Below are 21,269 nucleotides of genomic sequence, written 5' to 3'. Positions count from 1 at the left end.
GGCCGGATGCGTTGCAGAAAGTCCATTCCTCTGTTATTATTTAGACATCTAATATTTAGTCATCTAAATATTAGACAAGTTATATATTTTCGGTTTCTTTACGAAAGGAGCTTGAGATTATGTTGAGAATGAAAGACAAAGTAGCCCTCGTTACTGGAGGCGCTTCTGGAATAGGATTGTCCGCAGCCCAATTGATGGCGAAAGAAGGAGCAAAAGTCGTTATTGCTGATTTCAATGTTGATGGGGCAAAGGAAGCAGCAGCGAATATTCAGGCTCAAGGTGGAGAGGCAGTGGCCGTTTTTCTTGATGCCGGAGATGAAGCTTCGATTAAGGAAGCTGTGGAATTTGCAGTGCAACAATATGGTAAACTCACGTGCCTGTTCAACAACGTTGGCCTGACCAATCTGAAGAAGGATTTGGACGTGGTCAACGTAGATCTGGATGAGTGGGATCGTCTGATGAACGTCAATTTAAAAAGTGTGTTACTCGGTTGCAGATTCGCTATCCCTCATATGATTCAAGCGGGTGAAGGTTCCATCATTAATACAGCTTCGATGGCTGGTTTTACGGGAGATGCAGTTCGGGTTGCCTATGGTGCTTCAAAAGCAGGCGTTGTGAATCTGACAAGGTATATTGCCACTCAATATGGCAAACATAACATTCGTTGCAATGCTGTCGCACCTGGCTTGATCTTGACCCCGGCAGCCCAGAATAATATGCCTCCAGAGGTATTGGATATGTTCGCAAAATATAACGCGCTGCCCTATCACGGGGAGCCCGATGATATTGGATACACCGTCATGTTCCTCGCTTCGGATGAGTCCAAATTCATTACCGGACAGACCATTCAGGTTGAAGGCGGCCATTATATTGCCAATCCAACCGTTCCGGATTTTGAACAGTTTATGAACATGCACAATACGCTGAACAGCTAACGTGAATTCGTCCAAATAAAATATAGTTAGGAGTGTTTTATATGGGAAGATTAGATAACAAAGTAGCCATCATCACTGGCGGGGCATCGGGCATCGGAGAGGGCATGGTTGATCTTTTTGCCAAGGAAGGCGCTATCGTTATTGCCGCAGACATTAATGAGGAAGCACTGGAGAAAGCAGGCCAAAAAGCAAATGTGTACGGAATGAAGTTGAACGTCTCATCAGATGAAGATTGGCAGGCATTGGCGAAAGAAGTCAACGATCGTTTTGGCAAAATCGACATTCTGGTCAACAATGCGGGCATTTCTTCAGAGAAGCCGTTTGAGGAAATCGATGCACAGGATTGGCAAAAAATGCTCTCCATCAATGGTTTTGGTCCATTTGCTGGCATGAAACATGTCGCGCCTTATATGGCAGCGCAGAAGAAAGGTTCCATCGTTAATATTTCTTCATACACTGCTTTGATTGGACAAGGCTTTAATCACTACTCGGCATCCAAAGGCGCGGTACGCGCATTATCCAAAGCGGCAGCGACAACCTTTGGTCGTCAAGGTGTTCGGGTGAATGCTTTGTTCCCTGGGATCATCGAAACACCAATGACTCAATCTTTGAACACTTCGAAGGAACTGCTTGAACGACTAATTCAGGCAACACCTTTACAACGTCTGGGTCAGGCTGTCGATATTGCCAACGCCGCATTGTTCCTGGCTTCGGATGATTCCTCGTACATTACAGGATCTGAGCTGGTTATCGATGGTGGATACTCAGCCCAATAGCGTGTAGAATGATGACAGCCCTTAAGTTGAATGAGGGCTGTTGTTTATTTTTACGAGGAGGATCGCATGGAAGAAAAAAATATTTTTGAACTCATACACAATATGGATAATTTCACCAATAAATTGATTATACAGTGGAACAAATCGTTCAATGAGGACCTCGGCGTCTCTCATGTGCTTGTACTCAGTCATCTCAATCAAAATGGAAAAAGCCGACCTTCGGATATTGCAAAACTGTTGGGCCTGACCCCGCCTACGCTCAGCTATTTAGCCGATAAGCTGGTAGCCAAGAATTTAGCCGTCAGGATCGTAGATGAAGCGGACCGCCGTATTATCTATTTGAACATTACCGACAAAGGGACCGAAGTCCTTGAAAGAGCCATTCTGGAGGGACAGAAGCTGCGCAAGGAGTTATTCGAGAAATTGACCAAAGAGGATCGGGCACAATTAGTAAATATTTTTGAGAAGATGAATCGGGAAGATTGAATAATAGCCTGAGCCTTTGACATAAAGGAACCAGGCTATTTTTGTGTGATAACATAAACTATTCAGAAAAAATTCCGTTCATTAGGCAGGGAATCCGCCTCCTGGTGGCGGCCATGCACCGTAGAAGCGACGCAGCAGCACAATCTCGCCCAGATGGTACGAGTTATGAGATGCGATGTTGCGCAGAAGTCCGGCTTTGGTTTCGCCTGGGAAATACGGCAGGGGGTCATCCAACTGAACCGTTTCAGCAATCGTTACCGCTCGATCCACCCCATTCAGGAATGCCTGAATATCCTTCTCCCACGCGGCTTCATCCTGAGGGCCTGTCTCTTCAGGCCAGCTCTCCATCACATTAGCCGGAAGCTGTGGCTTTCTTCCTTCCAAGTGCTCTAGCATGAATTGCTGCCAGTAATGCATATGTTTCACCAGTTGATAGATACTGTAGGGCATATGTTCATGTTTGCGATTAGCTAGTTCTACGCTAATGTCCGGTAGAGCGCGTTTGATACGAATATGTCCGCGTTCTCCGACTAGTGATTTGACCAGGGCTTGTCCGAATAGTTGGTTGGCCTCCGACATGCGGAATCATCCTCTCTTTGTTCACCTGATTGAGCTAATGAATATATAATTAATAGTATACAATTAAATTTTATAAAATTAAAATAAAAGGAGAAATCGATACCTGTTAAAAGCAGTCGATGACTGTAAAATGACTTCAGAACCATAAGAATCCCTATGTTATAATGCTGTTATATATAGAGATGGATTATGATCTTCGGCGTGTAGAAGCAGTATAGGCAGTATTTGTCTGCCAGAATGGAGAGAGACTCAAGTAAGCGGAGAGTCAGAAAAAACACATATGCAATCTTTACATAACTCTTTACAACATAAACCAAGCTCACGTTACAAACACATGGCCATCCTTATTATTTTTTTTGGTGTCTTATTGACAATGCGATGGGCATGGTCTGTTATTTTTTACGTTTCCAATGACCATATGGCTGTACAAGGCGTTCTCGACCTGCGTGGAGTGGACCTGGATAACTCTCCCGCGATGTTCGCCAATGGAGAATGGGATTTCTATCCCGGAGAGCTGTTGACACTCAGGGACATTAAGGAAAGAGAGGACACAGCGAGTACTATCGTTGTTCCTGGTTCATGGCGGGATTCCCTCCATCAAGAGGAAGGAAGTTCATTCGGATATGGGACGTATCGACTTCGTATTTTGACTGAGCCGCTGCAGACACCGCTCGAATTCTGGTTTAAGGATATTCAGAGTTCATCCGAGATTGAACTTAACGGAGAAACGATTGGTGGGGCAGGACGGATGGCGACGAATGAGGAAGACTACACGCCAGATAGAACCTCATACATTTCCATCTATGAGCAGGCTGGAGCTACGTCAATGGATTTGGTCATTCGTGTCGCCAACTATGATCAGCCCTACAAAGGTGGAGTCGTTAAACCTGTGCGTTTTGGTTCTCAGGCCGCAGTGGAATTCGTACATGGACATTCTGTCGCCTTCCAGCTGGCTATTTTTATTATTCTCATTTTTCATACTGTTTACGCTGCTATTCTGTATGCATTACATCCCCAGGAAAAGGCTCTTTTTGTTGCTGCGATGCTAACCCTGACAGTAGCCATCACGATTATAGTTGGTCATGATAATATACTGCTGCAATGGCTTCCCATTAATTTTACTTGGAGTCTTAAAATAAGAGTGATTTCTGTATTGTGGCAAAATGTGTGCATTCTCTTATTATTCCAAAGGTTATCTGCGGTCAACCTGCATAAAACATGGCTCCGCTTTTATTTGATTGTAACGATCATCTATAGTGTTACCTTGGCCGTGTTGCCTGTCAGGACAGTCTATACCCTCATTCACTACAATCTGATTAATGCACTTATGCTGGCATCCATTGTGTGGTTTGGGTATCTCGTGATTCAGATGATGATCCGAAGTCAGAAGGACCATGACCTTATATTTCTGCTGCTTACTGCTGCAGGCATTCTGTCCAACGTTTTATGGAGTGCTCTAGAGAGCAATCAAAGCCGCAGTACTGTATATTATCCGATTGATCTTGTTCTGGCGATTATTGGTTTCTCTTCTTACTGGTTCAAGAAGTATTTCCGGAATGCCAGGGAAATAATTGATTTGTACACAGAGTTGAAGAAGGCAGACAAAATTAAAGACCAGTTTCTTGCCAATACTTCACATGAGCTTCAAACGCCACTGCATGGCATTATGAGTATTGCGCAAAATCTGGTTACCCAACAGAAGGATCGACTCGATCAGCGCAGTCTGAAGGATATGGAATTATTGATTACCATCAGCCGGCGGATGTCTAATCTGCTGGGAGACCTGCTTGATGTGGTCCGTTTGAAGGAACAGCACATTGTGCTCAAGCAGGAGCCACTGTCCATTCAGTCTGTTGTACCTGGAGTTATTTCAATGCTGCAATTCATGGTGGATCGAAAACCCGTCAGCCTCAGGATGGAGGTGCCGGAGTCCTTTCCTTTCATTTGGGCAGATGAGAAGAGACTTGTTCAAATTTTATATAATCTGCTGCATAATGCGATGAAGTATACAGAGGCAGGAACCGTCTCAGTACGTGCAGAAATCCATGAGGGACGTGCGTTTATACACATTGCAGATACAGGGGTTGGCATGGATGAGTCCACCTGTCTACGGATATTCCTTCCTTACGAGCAAGGGGCTTATGGAATCAATGATGGACAGGGAATTGGTCTTGGATTGAGCATCTGCAAGCAGCTTGTGGAACTACATGGTGGAGTACTGACAGTTCAGTCTCAGCCCGGGAAGGGCTCCGAGTTCAGCTTTGATATGCCGATAGCACAGGGGGTTAGTGTCTCACATCCACAGATTGTTCGGACAGAGGAAGAAGCAGCGAATACGAATCACGGTACCATGGATCAATGGGGCATTCGTGCTTCCGATGAACAGATGGAAGTGGCCACCGGGTTGGAGCATCTGCCGCCTTCACATGAGACTACAGCTTCCATTCTTGTGGTTGATGATGATCCGGTTAATTTGGATGTCCTCGCAAGTATGCTATCCACCGAAGCCTATACCATTGTAACTGCCCACTCGGGACAGGAGGCCATGGAGCTGCTTGGAACACGACAATGGGATCTGCTAATCGCGGATGTGATGATGCCACAAATGTCAGGATATGAGTTAACACAGAAGGTCAGGGAACTATTTTCGATGTCAGAATTACCTGTGTTACTGTTGACCGCACGAAGCCAGCAGCCCGATATTTATACGGGCTTTGCCTCCGGGGCCAATGATTATGTAACGAAGCCTGTAGATGCACTTGAATTAAAATATCGAATCCGGGCACTGATCACATTAAATCATTCCATTAAGGAACGATTACGCATGGAAGCTGCGTATTTACAAGCTCAAATCCAGCCGCATTTCCTGTTCAATACACTCAACTCCCTAATGGTATTAAGTGATATCGATACCGAGCATATGAGGAAGTTGGGCGAAGCCTTCTCATCCTATCTGCGAATTAGCTTCAATTATCTGAATACCGGTGAATTGGTGAAGTTGTCCCACGAGTTGGAACTGGTACAAGCGTATCTGTTTATTGAACAGACACGCTTTGAAGATCGGTTGACGATTGAATGGAATGTGGAGCCGAATCTGCAATTGACTCTACCTCCGCTGTCTATTCAGCCATTGATCGAGAATGCCGTTAGACACGGACTGTTAAATAAGAAAAAAGGTGGTACGGTGTATCTGACTATTGCTCAACAAGAAGGGTATACCCGTATTGAAGTAAGGGATAATGGCATAGGTATGGCGCCGGATAAGGTTGCCCGGCTGCAAGATGCCAGGCTGAATGGAACTGGCGGAATCGGTATTGCCAATACCCATCGCAGGTTAACCCAATTGTACGGCGGCAAGGGATTAGTGATTGTGAGCAAGCTGGGTGAAGGGACGATAGTTTCGTTTGATATTCCGATGGTAGGTGGATTATGAGCATGCGCAATTGGGTTCGAAACGAAAATGTGCAAATGTTTGCTGTTGCTCTTGCTACAGCTGTAGGAGCGCTTTTTAAAATAAATCCTTTTCGGGAGGATTACTTCCGGATTGGTCTGGGTGTAAGTATCCTTTTATTTTTGCTGATGATTATGCCACATCTGTCTTATGTGAAGACGGGGATTTTGGCGGGGATTGCGAACTTCATCTTTCAATCGGCTGATTTACTGAATCATGTCCATTCGATCTCAATCATCGAAAGCATGCAGGATAATCTGGGCGCGGGAATGTATTATGTCGTGTTCACCTATGGCCTCAGCAAGTTCAAGAACAGATTCCATGAGATACCACCTCTTCTGCTGGGTGGATTAATTACGTGCATTGATTTTTCATCTAATCTTGTGGAGTTGTTCATTCGCGGTGTGTTGAGTGGGACAAATATCTTTTATATGAAAGAATGGCTTTATCTGCTGGTGGTCGGTGGTTTGCGAAGCTACTTTATCATCGGGCTGTATAACAGTTTTGCGGTGAGGCAGATGCGATTGCTGCATGCTGAGCAGGAGAAGCGGATGGAGCAGATGCTGAGCGTTAACTCAGGTCTGTACGGTGAAGTCTTTTATCTGAAGAAAGCCATGAATACGATTGAAGGCATTGCCGTAGACAGCTACGACCTTTATCAGGATCTCAGAGAGCAGGACTTGAACCAATATAGCCAGCGGACGCTCGGCATTGCTCAACAGATTCATGAGGTCAAAAAGGATTCCCAACGTATTCTGGCAGGTCTGTTGAAATTGTATGATAGTGAAAAATCAGTGAATATGAGTCTTTCCGAGGTACTGAATTTTGCGACCAAAGGAAACCGGAAATATAGTGAAATGCTGAGCAAAAAGATTGAGTTCCACATGGAGCAGCAATATGATTGCGACTCCCCTTACTACATTCCTCTCTTGACGGTGATGAATAATCTGATTGCTAATGCCGTGGAAGCCATTGAGAATGAAGGAACGATCCGGATTCGGGTTTTGCAGCAGGATGGAAATGTGCATTTTGAAGTCATCGATTCTGGAAAAGGTGTACCAGAGGCGAAGCGAGACGTGATCTTCGAGCCAGGGTATACGACCAAATTCAATGAAGTGGGCATTGCAGCGACCGGAATCGGCCTGTCCCATGTACGTGATATCGTTCAGTCCCTGGAAGGACGAATCAGTGTGGGTTCGGCTCCGCATGGCGATAAGGGCTCCGTATTTGTCGTATCCATTCCCAAAGCGAATTTAATTAAGGATGCCCATGGTCAAACTCACATGTAGGCCATGGGTTTTTAAGTATACTGCTGTGCTATAATGATGATTAAATTTGATGACAGCTGGGTCGAGGAGGAAGCTCCTGTGAAAGTCATATTGGTTGACGATGAACGATTGGCACTGATTGGGCTTAGAAAATCGTTAGAGCGTGAAGTAAACGAAATTGAAGTTGTTGCTACATATTCGGACCCAACAGAGGTGATGACAGGTGTACTTATTCATCGGCCTGATGTTGTATTTCTGGATATTCATATGCCGGAAATCGATGGGTTGGATCTGGGTCGGCAGATTCAGGCAGCCGCACCGGGAGTCGAAATTACTTTTGTGACCAGTTATGATCAATATGCTGTACGTGCTTTTGAGTTGTATGCGTTGGACTATATCATGAAGCCGATCCAACAAGGGCGTCTGCATCAAACCTTATTACGGGTAAAAGAAAAATTGAAATTAAAGCGTGCGAATATAACGCGGGATTCCAAGTTGCCGTTAATTTGCTGTTTTAATCAGCTGCAATTTAAGCTGCCGGGTATGGGCACACAGACTGTCAAATGGCGTACCAGCAAAGCACAGGAATTGTTCGCCTATTTACTGCATCATCGCAATCAGATCGTTTATCGCAGCACGTTACTTGAACTTCTCTGGCCGGAACTTGAAGAGTCCAAGACGTTACATCAGCTGTACACGGCAATCTATCATGTACGCCAAACGCTAAAAGCCTTTCATATGGATATGATCACGATTCAGAGCGGACACCTGGAAGCGGGATACAAGCTTGAAATCGGGGATGCGCAAGTGGATACCGAGCTATGGGAAAGCGAGATGCGACAATGGAAGGTCGTGGACGCTAATACGGCTGACGCTTATGAACATGTGCTGAGTCTGTACAAAGGCACATATCTCGGGAATTATGAATATATCTGGGCCGAACATGAACGGGAAAGACTTCGCTATTTATGGTTGTATCATATGAGACAGCTATCTGAATTCTACGAGCAGCAGGGGATGCAGAGAAAAGCGATCGAGATTACTGAATGCATTCAGGACATGCTTCCTAACGAAGAGGAGAGCTACTTCACACTCATGAAACTTTATGATTCGATGAATGAGGTTCTCGGTGTGGAAGAACAGTATCGTCTTCTAACTACCAGAATGCAACAGGATTTGGATATGCCAGTCAGTGAACATATCAACGAATGGTATCAAAGCTGGAAATCCGGTGCCCATATCATTGGAAAGTAGTAGCCTAGGAACCCATATCGAACAGAACATATCATTCGTTATAAATATATACTGATCATTCTGCTTATTTTGGTGCATTAATTGGGATTATCGAGGGGAAAGGTGAAATAAAATGAATATAACCATTGATCAACAGGGCAGCTCCAAGGTTGCCATCATCGAAAGCAGCGATATCATCATTAACGATGTTCAAGATGCACTGGATTTGATGGCTTCTGTGAAATACACGGATGATGCTCATAAAATTCTGATTAATAAATCCAACCTCAACGAAGATTTTTTCGAACTGAAGACCAAACTTGCAGGTGATATTTTGCAGAAATATGTGAATTACCAGGTGAAACTTGCTATAGTCGGAGAGTTTGATGGATACAATAGCAAAAGTCTCAGAGACTTCATCTATGAGTGCAACCATGGCAAGCATGTTTTCTTTTTGAACAACAAAGAGGAAGCGCTTCAGGCCTTGCATAACATCGGTTAACCCCATATTCAAATTCTGTAGTCCATCTACCATAATTGGAGGAGGTACATGATATGATTGCTGATCTGAAACAAACCCCAACTGGAACCATTGCCCGTTTCGAGCGTCATTGGAAACATTCTGTAGAAGAGGTATGGTCTTATTTAACGGATAACGACAAGCTGGCAAAATGGTTCACCGAATTGCAGGTGGAAGAACTACGGGAAGGCGGAGTGATTAGGTTTAATATGCCGGATGGTACGTTCCTGACTCTTCAAATTCTGGACTTTGTACCGCATTCTATTCTCGAATTTACATGGGCAGAGGATCAGGTTCGATTTGAAGTACAACCGGAATCGGATGGGTGTCGGTTGCTGCTGATCGAGAAGATAACTAAGATCACAAGCCACACTCCCAAAGATCTTGCCGGATGGCATGTGTGCCTGGACGTAATTGAAGCGCTGTTGGATGACCGCACACTGGAGTCGCGTGAAGTTGAATGGAAAGCCTGGTTCGATAAATACCAGAAGCATGTCGAAGAGTTCCAGTCAATGTAGTCACAGGATACTGCCCCTCTGTGGGGAATGATCATGAGGGAGGAATGATTCGTGAAGCCGAATGCCAAGTTACGAACTTATGCGCTATCTAATGTGGAGAATCTCAAAGTACACGGAAGAACAACCGGAAACCGGGCACCTTTAACGTTGTTTTGGACAGGAAGTGCAGTTGAGCTTAATGTACAGGGTGCAGAGCTTTGGGTAGAGTTCGAATCCAATTACGACATGTACGAACCATGGATCAGCATCCTGATCAACGGTGTTCCGGTGAGCAGACAGATGTTAACGGCGGGAAGGTACTGGGTCTGCGTATTCCGTGGCATGAACGAAAATGTGGTGAAAAATGTACGTATCGTCAAAGATGTACAGGCCATGAATGGAGATCCGGGTTGTTCCTTGCGGATTCATGCGTTGAGATCGGACGGAGTGTTCATGCCTGTGGAGGAAAAGCCTTATAAGATCGAGTTCATTGGAGACAGTATTACCTCAGGAGAAGGCGCGATTGGAGCCAAAACGGAAGAGGATTGGATTCCAATGTGGTTCAGTGCCATACATAATTATACGGCCATGACGGCAGACGCGTTGAATGCAGAATATCGTGTGATTTCGCAGAGCGGCTGGGGTGTGCTAACGAGTTGGGATAACAATCCGAATGCGAACATCCCTGATTATTACGAGCAAGTCTGTGGATTGGTGACTGGAGATCAAAACAAAGCACTCGGCGCAGGGGACAAGCATGATTTTAATTCCTGGCAGCCGGATGTAGTGGTGGTTAACCTGGGAAGCAATGATGGAGGAGCCTTTCAGACACCTGAATGGAAAGATCCCGTTACCGGAAAGGTATTCAAGCAACGCTTGAATGAAGATGGCACTTATCATGAAGAGGATCTTGCTGCCTTCGAGAATGCCGTGAACCGATTCCTGACCCTACTTCGAAAAAACAATCCAAAGGCGAAGCTCGTATGGGCATACGGCATGCTTGGATTCCCGATGATGCCAGCGATCTATCGTGCTGTTGATGCGTATACGAAGCAGTCTGGAGATACGAAAGTCTCGGTGATACAGCTTCCCAATACGACCGAGGAGACGGTAGGCGCCAGAAGTCATCCGGGTGAGTTATCTCATCGAAGAACTGCTGATGTGTTAGCGGCATATCTGAAGGAAATTCTGAAATTTTAATTATATTTTAAATAAGCAGAGCCAGACCTCTCTTGAACAAGAAAGGACTGGCTCTTTTTTTTGCCACTTGTAATCTGAGGAGATGATTAAACTTAACTACTGTTATTTTCCTTGTACCTGATAGCGGATCGATACGATCTGCCCCAGCGTCTGCGTATGAATCATTCTGAAATGGGTGGGTACCGTTCCTGTTGGAAATAGGGGAATGCCTTCGCCAAGGATTTTCGGAATAATGGCAATCTCAACCTCTTCAAGCAGGTGATGTTCCAGAACGGCTTGGACCAGCTGGCCACCACCTACAATCCAGATATCACCGTTGGATTCTTGTTTCAATCGGGGAATCAGGTTCTCCACTGCCTCGTCCGTAAATTGTACATGTGGCGCAGGGGGTTGTTTGGAACGGGAAAGTACATACGTCGGGCGGTCCGCATAGGGGAATTCATCCGACAGCTTGAGCACCTCTTCATACGTAAGTCGTCCCATCACTACCGATCCAATCGTTGAATAAAACTTGCCATACCCGTTATCGCCACCATCGCCTTCCACATCGAACAGCCAATCCACTGAACCATCCGGCCTTGCAATATACCCATCCAAGCTCATCGCAATGTATAACACGACTTTATGATTAGACATATCCATCGCTCCCTTCTGAATTATATGATACACTCTAACTATGACAAAAGTTGACGTAGTTAGGTGAGGTGAATATGAATAATCGAAAACTCGCATTGATGCGACTTATGGATTCGAGAAAGAAATTTACGGCTCGTGAATTGGCGGAGCGATTTCAGGTGTCCATCCGTACGATCCAGCGAGATTTGAATGATCTGCAGGAGCTGGGATTTCCTTTGTATACAGAGGTTGGGGTGAACGGGGGTTACCGAGTACTTCCTAATCGGATATTACCACCCCTTCAACTTACACAGCATGAGGCGTTGGGTCTTTTTATGATGATTGAATATTTGGAGAATGTCCCGGATTTTCCGTATGGATCGATTCGTGAGCATCTGGCCGAGGAATATTATTCAACTTTACCTCAGGATGTACAGGATCTGATTACACGTATGAGACAGCACATTACGTTTCTTCAACATCATGCTGTGCAGGCCGAGGCGTTAACAACAGAGATATTAGGCGCGGCAGTCGATAAAAAAGAGATCGAATTTATATATCATTCCCGGCAGGGACATAAAAAAGTACAGGTTGTTCCCATCGGCATCTATTATGATCACGGGTATTGGTATATGCCGGCCCAGAAGAAGGATCGGGTACTGTTGTATCGGGTGGATCGCATGCAGGAACTGGTTATGCTGGATTCGATCGACGAGTCGGTTCCAAGCCTGCAAGAGTGGTTGAATTTCAAGGAAAACAGAGAAAGCGTGGAAGTTGTGCTGCAATTCACGGATTTTGGCGCGAGACTGGCAGGATCAGATGTACTGTTCAAGTCGGTTGAAGGTAATGAATGGCGAGGACTGGTTCCGCCTGAGGAATTTCCTTTTACAGCGCGGAAGCTGCTCTCCTATGGGCCTGATGTGAAGGTGATTGAGCCGCTGGAGCTGCAACAACAAGTGAGAGAGATGCTGGAACGGAGCTTGAAGCAGTACAATACGTTGTAAAAGGATATCGCGTTCTCATATGGAACATATAAGAGTACCATGAAAGTACCTTATTATAGGATTCACCGAATGGGGGGCTACCATGATTCAATTCATAAGAAGTTTCGCGATCCGCTCTATGCAGAGTCCATGCGATGAACAACGGCGGTTGTTTGCATAGAGCTTGAAATCCTTTTCCGCCACACCAGTATAGTGGGTTTAAGAATTGTTCATCGGTTGACTCTGCTGCCTTAAAGATCCTAACTTTTAAGGAGCGGAGCATATGAAATATATTAACGCAGACAACATCTTTCCGGAAGAGTTGTTGAAGGAAATCCAGCGCCATATCCCTGGTGGATTGGTGTATATCCCCAAACCGAAAGAAGCCCATCAAAAGTGGGGCGAGGGTTCTGGAAGCAGGATGCTTTTGAAGCAAAGGAACGATGAGATCCGCCAGCTATTCGCTGCGGGGATGTCCATTGACCAGCTTATAGAACGATTCTGTTTATCGATCGACAGTATCAAGAAAATTGTCTATTCCAAAAAGTGATTAAACAGTTAGAGCCGCATTCGAGAAATTGAATGTGGCTTTTTGTGTAGGGATTAGTTTAAATGATTTGTTGCCTATATTGTGCAGAAGAAGAGCAATACAATGAGATTATAGGACTGTTACTAACAACACATTACGTCAGCCGTGGGGGGAGCCAAATTGAAAATTGACGTACAATTAACGTGTAACAATGAGGCATATATCATCAAAAACATGTACCCTCTATACCTTCATGATTTATCCGGACATTATGGTTTGAATGCAGAGCACACTCCAAATCAACATGGGATTTTCGAGGAGAGTAATGATTACCAAACGTTGCAAGATCAATATGATGTCCAGAACATATGGTGGGAAAAACCGAACGTTCTCTATGCATTTTTAATTAGAGTAGATGGTGTACCAGCAGGTTTTGTATTTGTAGCTACCGCGCCTCATTGTTCGGCAGATACGGATTTCTTTATAAACGAATTCTTTCTGATGCAACCATTCAGAGGTGTGGGGATTGCAGAGTATGCTGCAAAAGAGGTGTTCCAGAGATATCGGGGACGATGGGAGTTGTTCACGAATCCTTCAGAGAACAATAAAGCAGGTCAACATTTTTGGCGCAAGACCGTATCGAACTATACGCAAGGAAACTATACGGAACTGCAGGATCAAACCTATGATGGCGAAAAATTAATCTTTAGATTTTCAAATCAGTAATCGTTATGATATTTTAGTTTGATTATATTTAAGGGCCTAAGGAGTAATCCGGTAGGCTCTTTTTGTGCTCTTCTGTTCCATGTTCTATGCGTTTACCCCGTTATATCCGCAAGCTTTATCCACTCGGAATATGTTGTAGCATGCTCTCAAAAATTGAACTTAGGGGGCAAGCGAGATGGAGTGGTTATCCTTTTTGAAGCAGTACATCCAGGGCCCCAGATGGATTGGAGCTATTGCTCCCAGTTCGAGATATTTGGCAACGAAAATGGTAGAGGACATCGCATTTGACCGTGCATCATGCTTTGTGGAGTATGGACCGGGCACGGGGGTGTTTACCGAAATGCTACTTGCGAGCATACAGTCAGGGACGGTCCTGATCCTGATTGAAAACAACGCCCGCTTTTGCCAGTTGCTTCGCAAAAAGTACGGTCATCTTCCGAATGTACACATCATTCATGATTCTGCCGTGCATGTCGATCAGCACATACAACAATATGGATTGGACAAGGTTGATTACATTGTATCTGGATTGCCTTTTGCGAGTCTGCCTGCGGAGGTATCACTGGACATTTTAGCTAAATCAAGGCAATATTTGAAACAAGATGGCAAGTTCATTACTTTTCAGTACACGTTGCTCAAACGGGGACTGCTCAAGCAATTTTTCGAAAACGTAAGCATGACAAGGGTGTACCGTAACCTGCCGCCCGCTTATGTATTCAGCTGTAGTCGGTAACAAGAACGCACAGGATGGAGGATGATTTTGCGTAAATTAAATTATATCATCGGAACAGTTACTCTGATGTCTATCATAATGATGGGGTGTAACGAGTCCAAAAAAACCGAAAGTATTCAAGAGCCAGCTCCATCTTCACCTAGTCAGTTGAGTATATTGACGAACCAAAAGGCATCTGCCCAGGAAGAGCAGCAGGCTCTTGAAATGATCTTGGATTATAAAAAGGCTGAGTTTGTAGTCGATAACCCGGAGGGTGAAGAATTATTAACCGTAGAAAAGGTGCTAGCCAAAAAAGAGATCTTGAAGCCTTTCCTGACTGAACGGAATCTTGAAAGATATAGTGTGGGGTTGCCACTTCAGGTGGCAGACAAAGAAGATGCGTCACTGCATGCTGAAGATATAAAAGCGAAGATGAAAGAAAGTAAAAATGATTGGATGCTCGTGGAGTACACGCTAAATTTGGTGTTTACGAATCATGATGGAGAAGAAACGAAGACCATTCCGTTAGAAGGGGAGATTACCTTTTTACAGGAACAAGGGGAATGGCGCATTCAGGACGACACATACAATATGAAAGAACTATTGGATATCGTCAACAAGCTATGATAATTCATCAAGGCTCTGTGTGTCCGGTACGTTGTGTACTCCCCATTTGCATATTTCCTCAAGAATCGGCATCAGACTCTTGCCTCTTAGTGTTAAGGAATACTCGACCTTCGGTGGTGTCTGGTCATATTCCACTCTCTTCACAACATCATCGCGTTCCAGATCATTCAGTTGGGAGGTTAACACCTTGTACGTAATTCCAGGGACACGCCGCTTGAGTTCTCCGTACCGTGTAACCCCATCCAGCCGCTACTAGAAATTTTGGACAGATAAAAGGGGCCATGTCTCCAGTTATGAAACTGAAGAATGGACCCCTTTCCTGAAATGCAGAACGCTCGGTGCGCATCCCCAATGGTTAAACTAAAAATCGGTTCGCCCAAATGTAGCATCGCCCTTCACCGTTGCACTGCTGGAGGCATTGATGGCGTCCAGCTGCAATACATAGTCGTAATGCCTGATGTAAAATCCAGGCTGGCTGTACGACTGAAGCGAGACTTTGGCGCTATCTGTCCAGCCTGGACTGTTCAGAAACGTGGCATCTCCTTTATAGGCGGTTGAATCCGCGTAAGCCTCAAGTACGATTTTGTTGCTGGCGTTGCGCTTTAGGAAGTAGCCCGGGAAGTTGATAGACTCCAGTGATATCCCGGTCGAATTTGCGAGCCCTGGTACAACGCGGAACTGGGAGTCCAGCACAGGGGAGACGTTAGCGTCGATCCGTGCAGTGAAATTGGAATGACGGATGTACCGATCCGGATAATTGAAGGAACTGAAACGGCTGTAATTTGTCGCATCAGGTGCTGCTGGCCCTAACATTTTGACCTCATGCAGGGTTGGGGTGTACCAGTTGCCCGGGTTGTTCCACAGGACAGCGTTGACCATATTAATGCGTACATAACGGGCGGTAAAATGAACAGCGTCGGTTGTAAACCCATAGGTAGTGTTGCTGGTTCGATCCAGCGTGGAGTAGTTGACGCCGTCGTTGCTGATTTCAATTTTGTATTTATAATAGCCTTCTGAACCTTTATACATAAACCAAGAGATATCGATCTCCGTGATGGTCTTCGGTGCGCCAAAATCGACCTGCCACCAGGCGGGCCAAGTATTGGACGATGCTGCCCAAGAAGTCTGATAGTTGCCGTCATTGACATTGGATGCAGATGAGCTGGAGGCTGTGGAGATGGCGGTAGCCGTTTTGCCTTGGGCGTGATTCACAAGAGAGGGTGGCGTTACCGTGCCTGTGACAGCATCGATATTCCACTCTTTGTACCACTCTAGTGAGGCACTGCCGTTTGAATCATTCAGGGTCAGTGGCAGCCAGATGTGCTTGTGCTCACCAAGATTGAGTGGATTCCAGCGGTCGCCCATATAAATATAGGATGTGGTGTTGCTGCCTGTAATGGTGGCAATATCATGGATTTGTGAGCCGAAGGCTGATGGATTGCCATAAGGTGTAAGAGCGGACCACGTGCCTGTCATGGACGATGCGGTTGCATACGCGCCCTGATTCGGATACCAGCCAGCAGCTTGGGAGGTGAAGAGGTAGTAGCGATTGCCTTTTTTCACAACGGCAGGAGCTTCACGATAGGCATTCTCAAATTGCCAGCCCACAAAGGATTCCACACCGGTATAGCTGGCGTTCATTTTGAAAATAGCCATCGTATCATTGGCCCCGCCATTCTTGCGGGAGGCTGCAATCAAATAGCCTGTACCATCCGTATCTACGAAAACAGTCATGTCACGTGACTCATAATCCAATGGTCGGAAGCTGCCCTCATACGTGAATTTACCGTTGGGTGTGCTGCTGGTCGCCACCGCGACCCGACCTAGATTGTAGTCCGTGCCGTTCTCGTAATGTGCCCATAACACATATTGCTTCGTGGAGGCATTGTAGATGACCTTGGGACGTTCGATTTTGCTGGAGGCCAGCTCAGTTGCCGAATCCTTGGTCAGGATGGCATTACTGAACGTCCAGTGCTTCAGATCGGTTGAAGTATAGACGTTAACGCTGTCAAACTTGCCGCTGACCGCATGCTCGCCGTACCAATAATACGTGCTGCCCACTTTAAGAATGTTTCCGCTATTGGCCTGAATCGGGTTGCCAGCGGTATCCAGCCAATCGGAACCATTGGTGATGGTCACGCTTGCGGCGCTAGTTCGTTCGGGGTGAAGGCCAAACATGGTTAGTGTGAGCGCGAAGACTAGAAACCAGACTGCTTTCCTGTTACCCATTGGATATACCTCCTATGTTCGAACTAATATAGAGCGCTTACAATTTGATTGTAATAAAAATCAATTCTAGTACAAGTGAACAATGTATACTCCAATGAACAAATGGGGCTTTTACCAGTGTAGAGCGGCAATAGCGAGTCATTTATCCACCGAGAAGTGTGTCTATCGGGAATGATGGCCTTGTACTGTATCCGTCCAACGTTCAGGCTGTAAAGACAAAAAGACCGGGAGTCCCAAGACTCGCCAGTCTATTTCATATATGGTTTTACCAAGGAAGCCTTCATAGAAAAACTTCAGTTATACTTCCAATAAGATGGAATCATCTTAGGTGACAGGAATTATTTATGACCTTTGCGAACCTTGAGCTGCATGCGTTTTATCGTTGTCGTTTGCATAACCTCAAGCACGAGAGGGCCTTTGCCGTTCAGAATCTCCACATCGGTTACATTATCCAGAATGGTAATAATCCCGATGTCGTCTGCAGTAACGCCTTCAATCTTGGCGATGGTGCCCACGAAGTCTACTGCACGGAGCTTCTTCTTCTTGCCACCGTTAAAGTTCAGCTTCATGATCTGCTGGTTCAGCTGTTCACGCTTGTCCTTTTTGCGTTCAGGCACGATCTTCAATCGCTTCTCGAACTCTTCTCGACGACGGTCAACAGCTTCCTCGGAAGGTGCTTTCACGACAGGAATTGCAAACCCGATATACGATTCGATCTCGGCCAGACGTCTACCATCCTTAGGGGTAACCAAAGTAAAGGCTTTACCTGTTTTCCCTGCGCGACCCGTACGGCCTGTACGGTGCACATATCCTTCTTTTTCCAAAGGGATATCGTAGTTGATGACGTGGGTAATATTCGTGATATCAATACCCCGTGCGGCTACATCAGTCGCAATCAGATAACGGAATTGTCCTCTTCTGAATGCATTCATCACTTCGATGCGCTCATCTTGTTCCATACCTCCATGGATACGATCCGCTGGGTAATCGAGGTCAGCCATAACACGGAACAGTTTATCCACGTTCTCCTGCGTACGACAGAACACGATACAGCTATCCGGATTCTCCACAATAAACAAGTCCTGAAGCAGCGCCGTTTTGTTCACCTCTGGGACGTGAATTACGGCATGTTCAATCGTGGCTGTGGTAAGACCACTTGCCTTGATCTCGATCTCAACCGGATTGTTCATGTATTTGCGTGACAGCTTGGCTACATCTTCTGGGAACGTAGCGGAAAATAACATCGTCACTCGCTCGCTAGGCAGTGCTTGAATGATAGATTGAACTGTCTCAATGAAGCCCATATTTAGCATCTCATCGGCTTCGTCAATGACAAGGTAGGAGATGCGATCCAGTGGCAGGGTGCCGCGTTCGATATGGTCCAGTACCCGTCCAGGTGTGCCTACAGCGACATGCGTTCTTTGTTTTAACTCGGCTTTTTGAACATGAAAAGGGGACTGACCGTATAATGCGGTTGCTTTAATACGTTTAAAACGACCGATATTGGTAATATCTTCGTTAACTTGCAAAGCCAACTCGCGGGTTGGTGTGAGAATTAAAGCCTGAGGCTTATTTTCATTCCAATCCACCAGCTCACAGAGCGGAATGCCGTAGGCGGCTGTTTTTCCGCTGCCTGTTTGGGATTTGACCACAAGATCTTTATTATCAAGGGCTACTGGAATCACTTTGGTTTGAACCTCCGTTGGGGTTTCATAGCCCAGGCTATCCAGCGCTTTTACGATTTCTTCGCCAAGTCCATAATCTTTAAATTGTTGCTTACTCATCGTTAACCTCTTTTACGTTAGTTTTGAATACAGGAGCATATTGTATAATTCCTTAAAGCGAGTTGTACACGGGAGCGTTTGTAATCGAATTATGCAATATGCTTACATACAAGCATTGCACCGTACATTTATCGTATACCTCTTTATTATACTCTATATACAGGTGGGTTAACGGAGTAATTGCTGTGAGCATTTAGATTAATGCTGTCAAACTTCCTTTTTCCGAGCATAAGTGAGTGGCTGTCGTATGAGAATACCATAATTTCAGAAGGGGAAAGGTGTATCAAAGCGTTCCACGTGAAACGAAATGTATCGCTTATTATGCTTTCTATTATTGAATAACCATCTTCAAGGCTTTGGTCTGCGGAGGAGAGGATTTAGCGATAAACCCACCTGTCCACACTTCAGCTCTACGTCCAACCAATGTTTCATCCAAAGGGACAGTGACAGTCTCACCATTGATAATAAGTTCGGCATTTGGATGAAGTGAAATCCAGATGGGGCCTAATTTATCACCGCGATCTTCTTCATTATCGATGAGGACCTGCCCCTTTTCTTCATTAAAATTCGTAATCACCCCGCTAACCGGAGCTTTCCCCTCCTGCTTTTCCGCGACTTCTTCTGAACACCCTATCGTTAGCAAAAGCAAAATCAGCGAAAAAGGGAATAATTTTCGTACAATAGACATAGCTGATCACCTCTCAATCGTTCGTAATGTATCTAAACATATGACGGTTTCTGAGCCACAAAGTTCCTGCACATCGCTGAAAAAAAAGAACGGAAATTCCTCGATTTGATCTGGAACTAGAAAATGGAATATGTTAACATATGGGTAACTTACAGAACGGAGGGATACGTGTGGCAAATTTTATCCGAGTGAGATAGTATGGCGAAACGTTTGTTTGCGCTTGCTGTGTATCTGCCTGTGTGCAGCTCATCGGGATCGGTTTGCCTATTTACACGTATGCCGCTAGTCGTGAAAGAATCGCTCTTCTAAAGTGGTTCTTTTATGTACTACTATTTTTTTGCGAGCATTCAGGTATACCCAATTTTCGAAATGGACTGCACAGGCATGAATGAATGTCTGTGTTTTTTATTTTATGGAGGAAAAGGGGATTACCCGATATGACAAAATCGAACGTGAATGAGCAGTTGGAATTTCAAAAGAAACTGATATCTTTAGCCGAACAGAACGGGCTTCGGATTGCTGAGAAATCCATGAAAATCAATGAGTCAGGTATGGACTTTCGAGTAGCGTTTGTCACCGATGAACAGGGACAACAGTGGATACTGCGCCAGCCGCGGCGCGAGGATGTATGGGAACGGGCTGAAAATGAGCGCAAGGTGCTGGAGGTTGTAAAAGGGTATTTGCCAGTAGAGGTACCAGAATGGCGGATCTTTACGCCGGAACTGATCGCTTATCCTTTACTTGATGGAGAACCGATTGCGGTCGTTGATCCGGCAGGGGGAGGGTACGCATGGCGATTTCCACAGGAAAGCTTATCGGATGACTTTTTCGATTCGCTCGCTGCTTCACTAGTCGCATTGCATAACATAGATCCTGATGAAGCGGTAAAGAGCGGAGTGCGCAGCAACACGCCTATGGAAGCTCGCCAAGAATTTGAAGCCAATATCGAGGAGATTAAACAAAGCTTTGAGGTGCCAGATCAATTGGCTAAGCGGTGGGAAACGTGGCTGACAACGGACAGCTATTGGCCTGAGCACTCAACGTTCAATCACGGTGATTTGCATCCACCCCATATTATCGTCGACGATGCCCAGCGGGTTACCGGCCTTATTGATTGGACTGAGGCGGAGATCGCCGACCCGGGTAAGGATTTTGTTGTCTATTATGCGCTCTTCGAAGAGGAAGGGTTGCAGGATTTGCTCAACCGCTATGAGAAAGCAGGGGGAAGGACATGGCCCCGGATGCTGGAGCATATTCGGGAGCAGTGGGCGGCATACCCGGCGATCGTTGCGCGGTTTGCGTTAATCACCGGAGAAGAGTCTAATATGGAAATGGCGAGAGGCATGCTTGTGAGCTGGGATGTGAAGCAGGGCTAGAATTCTAAGCCAAAGTTAGAAACTGAAAAAGTGATCCCTCCATTGTTGTGGGGGA

At 45.5% G+C, this 21,269-nt stretch carries 21 protein-coding genes; 15 read left to right on the top strand and 6 right to left on the bottom strand.

The features are described from left to right. The first annotated feature begins 119 nt into the window (after positions 1 to 119). The 3 genes from Q0V21_RS21520 to Q0V21_RS21510 all read left to right on the top strand — a co-directional run bounded on the left by Q0V21_RS21520 (position 120) and on the right by Q0V21_RS21510 (position 2,197). Positions 120 to 935, top strand: a complete 816-nt coding sequence (locus tag Q0V21_RS21520) for an SDR family NAD(P)-dependent oxidoreductase (protein ID WP_079348305.1) — start codon at positions 120 to 122, stop codon at positions 933 to 935. Between the two features lie 41 nt (positions 936 to 976). After that, positions 977 to 1,711 carry an SDR family NAD(P)-dependent oxidoreductase gene (locus tag Q0V21_RS21515; RefSeq protein WP_079348303.1) on the top strand — a complete coding sequence of 245 codons (735 nt, stop codon included), beginning with the start codon at positions 977 to 979 and terminating at the stop codon, positions 1,709 to 1,711. Between the two features lie 66 nt (positions 1,712 to 1,777). Beyond that, entirely contained in the window at positions 1,778 to 2,197 is a 420-nt protein-coding gene (locus Q0V21_RS21510; RefSeq protein WP_079348301.1) for a MarR family winged helix-turn-helix transcriptional regulator, read from the top strand. An 81-nt stretch (positions 2,198 to 2,278) separates the two neighbouring features. Here the strand turns inward: Q0V21_RS21510 and Q0V21_RS21505 are convergent, their stop codons facing one another. After that, the gene (locus Q0V21_RS21505) at positions 2,279 to 2,776 is read right to left on the bottom strand and encodes a DinB family protein (protein ID WP_024629626.1); all 498 of its coding nucleotides are present in this window, start codon (positions 2,774 to 2,776) and stop codon (positions 2,279 to 2,281) included. Positions 2,777 to 3,149: 373 nt separating this feature from the next. Here Q0V21_RS21505 and Q0V21_RS21500 point away from each other — a divergent pair, with 373 nt between their 5' ends. From Q0V21_RS21500 to Q0V21_RS21475, 6 genes are all read left to right on the top strand, one after another. Further along, positions 3,150 to 6,209: an ATP-binding response regulator gene (locus tag Q0V21_RS21500; protein ID WP_301880561.1), complete on the top strand. Its 3,060-nt coding sequence runs from the start codon at positions 3,150 to 3,152 to the stop codon at positions 6,207 to 6,209. A gap of 2 nt (positions 6,210 to 6,211) precedes the next feature. Then, positions 6,212 to 7,516, top strand: coding sequence for an ATP-binding protein (locus Q0V21_RS21495; RefSeq protein WP_079348295.1), 1,305 nt, complete (start codon positions 6,212 to 6,214; stop codon positions 7,514 to 7,516). Positions 7,517 to 7,594: 78 nt separating this feature from the next. Then, positions 7,595 to 8,749, top strand: coding sequence for a response regulator (locus Q0V21_RS21490; protein ID WP_301880560.1), 1,155 nt, complete (start codon positions 7,595 to 7,597; stop codon positions 8,747 to 8,749). Between the two features lie 112 nt (positions 8,750 to 8,861). Continuing rightward, positions 8,862 to 9,230 carry a DUF4180 domain-containing protein gene (locus Q0V21_RS21485; protein WP_079348291.1) on the top strand — a complete coding sequence of 123 codons (369 nt, stop codon included), beginning with the start codon at positions 8,862 to 8,864 and terminating at the stop codon, positions 9,228 to 9,230. A 53-nt stretch (positions 9,231 to 9,283) separates the two neighbouring features. Continuing rightward, positions 9,284 to 9,766 carry an SRPBCC family protein gene (locus tag Q0V21_RS21480; protein WP_079348289.1) on the top strand — a complete coding sequence of 161 codons (483 nt, stop codon included), beginning with the start codon at positions 9,284 to 9,286 and terminating at the stop codon, positions 9,764 to 9,766. Between the two features lie 51 nt (positions 9,767 to 9,817). Continuing rightward, positions 9,818 to 10,945 carry an SGNH/GDSL hydrolase family protein gene (locus tag Q0V21_RS21475; RefSeq protein ID WP_301880559.1) on the top strand — a complete coding sequence of 376 codons (1,128 nt, stop codon included), beginning with the start codon at positions 9,818 to 9,820 and terminating at the stop codon, positions 10,943 to 10,945. A gap of 102 nt (positions 10,946 to 11,047) precedes the next feature. Here Q0V21_RS21475 and Q0V21_RS21470 read toward each other — a convergent pair whose 3' ends face one another. Then, positions 11,048 to 11,587, bottom strand: coding sequence for a dihydrofolate reductase family protein (locus Q0V21_RS21470; protein ID WP_301880558.1), 540 nt, complete (start codon positions 11,585 to 11,587; stop codon positions 11,048 to 11,050). A gap of 68 nt (positions 11,588 to 11,655) precedes the next feature. On the opposite strand from Q0V21_RS21470, the gene Q0V21_RS21465 reads away from it, so the two are divergent. The 5 genes from Q0V21_RS21465 to Q0V21_RS21445 all read left to right on the top strand — a co-directional run bounded on the left by Q0V21_RS21465 (position 11,656) and on the right by Q0V21_RS21445 (position 15,137). Further along, positions 11,656 to 12,564 carry a helix-turn-helix transcriptional regulator gene (locus Q0V21_RS21465; RefSeq protein WP_301880557.1) on the top strand — a complete coding sequence of 303 codons (909 nt, stop codon included), beginning with the start codon at positions 11,656 to 11,658 and terminating at the stop codon, positions 12,562 to 12,564. A 262-nt stretch (positions 12,565 to 12,826) separates the two neighbouring features. Next, on the top strand, positions 12,827 to 13,093 hold the full coding sequence (locus Q0V21_RS21460) for a CD3324 family protein (protein WP_301880556.1): 267 nt from the start codon (positions 12,827 to 12,829) through the stop codon (positions 13,091 to 13,093). A gap of 159 nt (positions 13,094 to 13,252) precedes the next feature. Next, positions 13,253 to 13,798, top strand: a complete 546-nt coding sequence (locus tag Q0V21_RS21455) for a GNAT family N-acetyltransferase (RefSeq protein ID WP_301880555.1) — start codon at positions 13,253 to 13,255, stop codon at positions 13,796 to 13,798. Between the two features lie 175 nt (positions 13,799 to 13,973). Beyond that, positions 13,974 to 14,531 carry a class I SAM-dependent methyltransferase gene (locus tag Q0V21_RS21450; protein ID WP_301880554.1) on the top strand — a complete coding sequence of 186 codons (558 nt, stop codon included), beginning with the start codon at positions 13,974 to 13,976 and terminating at the stop codon, positions 14,529 to 14,531. 27 nt (positions 14,532 to 14,558) lie between these two features. Then, positions 14,559 to 15,137: a hypothetical protein gene (locus tag Q0V21_RS21445; protein ID WP_301880553.1), complete on the top strand. Its 579-nt coding sequence runs from the start codon at positions 14,559 to 14,561 to the stop codon at positions 15,135 to 15,137. On the opposite strand, the gene Q0V21_RS21440 is transcribed toward Q0V21_RS21445, so the two are convergent. The 4 genes from Q0V21_RS21440 to Q0V21_RS21425 all read right to left on the bottom strand — a co-directional run bounded on the left by Q0V21_RS21440 (position 15,132) and on the right by Q0V21_RS21425 (position 19,838). Next, positions 15,132 to 15,383: a winged helix-turn-helix transcriptional regulator gene (locus Q0V21_RS21440; protein WP_301880645.1), complete on the bottom strand. Its 252-nt coding sequence runs from the start codon at positions 15,381 to 15,383 to the stop codon at positions 15,132 to 15,134. The genes Q0V21_RS21445 and Q0V21_RS21440 overlap by 6 nt on opposite strands. Before the next feature lie 114 nt (positions 15,384 to 15,497). Continuing rightward, positions 15,498 to 17,315, bottom strand: coding sequence for an AbfB domain-containing protein (locus Q0V21_RS21435; RefSeq protein WP_301880644.1), 1,818 nt, complete (start codon positions 17,313 to 17,315; stop codon positions 15,498 to 15,500). Positions 17,316 to 17,704: 389 nt separating this feature from the next. Next, complete coding sequence (locus Q0V21_RS21430) at positions 17,705 to 19,150, bottom strand: DEAD/DEAH box helicase (protein ID WP_079348271.1); 1,446 nt, start codon at positions 19,148 to 19,150, stop codon at positions 17,705 to 17,707. Between the two features lie 331 nt (positions 19,151 to 19,481). Next, positions 19,482 to 19,838, bottom strand: coding sequence for a hypothetical protein (locus Q0V21_RS21425; RefSeq protein ID WP_079348269.1), 357 nt, complete (start codon positions 19,836 to 19,838; stop codon positions 19,482 to 19,484). A 437-nt stretch (positions 19,839 to 20,275) separates the two neighbouring features. Here Q0V21_RS21425 and Q0V21_RS21420 point away from each other — a divergent pair, with 437 nt between their 5' ends. Continuing rightward, positions 20,276 to 21,214 carry a macrolide 2'-phosphotransferase gene (locus tag Q0V21_RS21420; RefSeq protein WP_301880552.1) on the top strand — a complete coding sequence of 313 codons (939 nt, stop codon included), beginning with the start codon at positions 20,276 to 20,278 and terminating at the stop codon, positions 21,212 to 21,214. The last annotated feature ends 55 nt before the right edge of the window (positions 21,215 to 21,269 follow it).

Source organism: Paenibacillus sp. 11B, from assembly GCF_030487755.1.
Taxonomy (GTDB): Bacteria; Bacillota; Bacilli; order Paenibacillales; family Paenibacillaceae; genus Paenibacillus; species Paenibacillus vandeheii.
This window is presented reverse-complemented; position numbering and strand designations above follow the sequence as displayed.

Bases quoted from the DNA above. Each gene is read 5' to 3' on its own strand.
- Q0V21_RS21495 (WP_079348295.1), top strand. From the start codon at position 6,212: ATGCGCAATTGGGTTCGAAACGAAAATGTGCAAATGTTTGCTGTTGCT.
- Q0V21_RS21480 (WP_079348289.1), top strand. From the start codon at position 9,284: ATGATTGCTGATCTGAAACAAACCCCAACTGGAACCATTGCCCGTTTC.
- Q0V21_RS21425 (WP_079348269.1), bottom strand. From the start codon at position 19,838: ATGTCTATTGTACGAAAATTATTCCCTTTTTCGCTGATTTTGCTTTTG.
- Q0V21_RS21465 (WP_301880557.1), top strand. From the start codon at position 11,656: ATGAATAATCGAAAACTCGCATTGATGCGACTTATGGATTCGAGAAAG.
- Q0V21_RS21420 (WP_301880552.1), top strand. From the start codon at position 20,276: ATGACAAAATCGAACGTGAATGAGCAGTTGGAATTTCAAAAGAAACTG.
- Q0V21_RS21520 (WP_079348305.1), top strand. From the start codon at position 120: ATGTTGAGAATGAAAGACAAAGTAGCCCTCGTTACTGGAGGCGCTTCT.
- Q0V21_RS21500 (WP_301880561.1), top strand. From the start codon at position 3,150: ATGCGATGGGCATGGTCTGTTATTTTTTACGTTTCCAATGACCATATG.
- Q0V21_RS21515 (WP_079348303.1), top strand. From the start codon at position 977: ATGGGAAGATTAGATAACAAAGTAGCCATCATCACTGGCGGGGCATCG.
- Q0V21_RS21485 (WP_079348291.1), top strand. From the start codon at position 8,862: ATGAATATAACCATTGATCAACAGGGCAGCTCCAAGGTTGCCATCATC.
- Q0V21_RS21430 (WP_079348271.1), bottom strand. From the start codon at position 19,150: ATGAGTAAGCAACAATTTAAAGATTATGGACTTGGCGAAGAAATCGTA.
- Q0V21_RS21435 (WP_301880644.1), bottom strand. From the start codon at position 17,315: ATGTTTGGCCTTCACCCCGAACGAACTAGCGCCGCAAGCGTGACCATC.
- Q0V21_RS21450 (WP_301880554.1), top strand. From the start codon at position 13,974: ATGGAGTGGTTATCCTTTTTGAAGCAGTACATCCAGGGCCCCAGATGG.
- Q0V21_RS21460 (WP_301880556.1), top strand. From the start codon at position 12,827: ATGAAATATATTAACGCAGACAACATCTTTCCGGAAGAGTTGTTGAAG.
- Q0V21_RS21470 (WP_301880558.1), bottom strand. From the start codon at position 11,587: ATGGATATGTCTAATCATAAAGTCGTGTTATACATTGCGATGAGCTTG.
- Q0V21_RS21510 (WP_079348301.1), top strand. From the start codon at position 1,778: ATGGAAGAAAAAAATATTTTTGAACTCATACACAATATGGATAATTTC.
- Q0V21_RS21505 (WP_024629626.1), bottom strand. From the start codon at position 2,776: ATGTCGGAGGCCAACCAACTATTCGGACAAGCCCTGGTCAAATCACTA.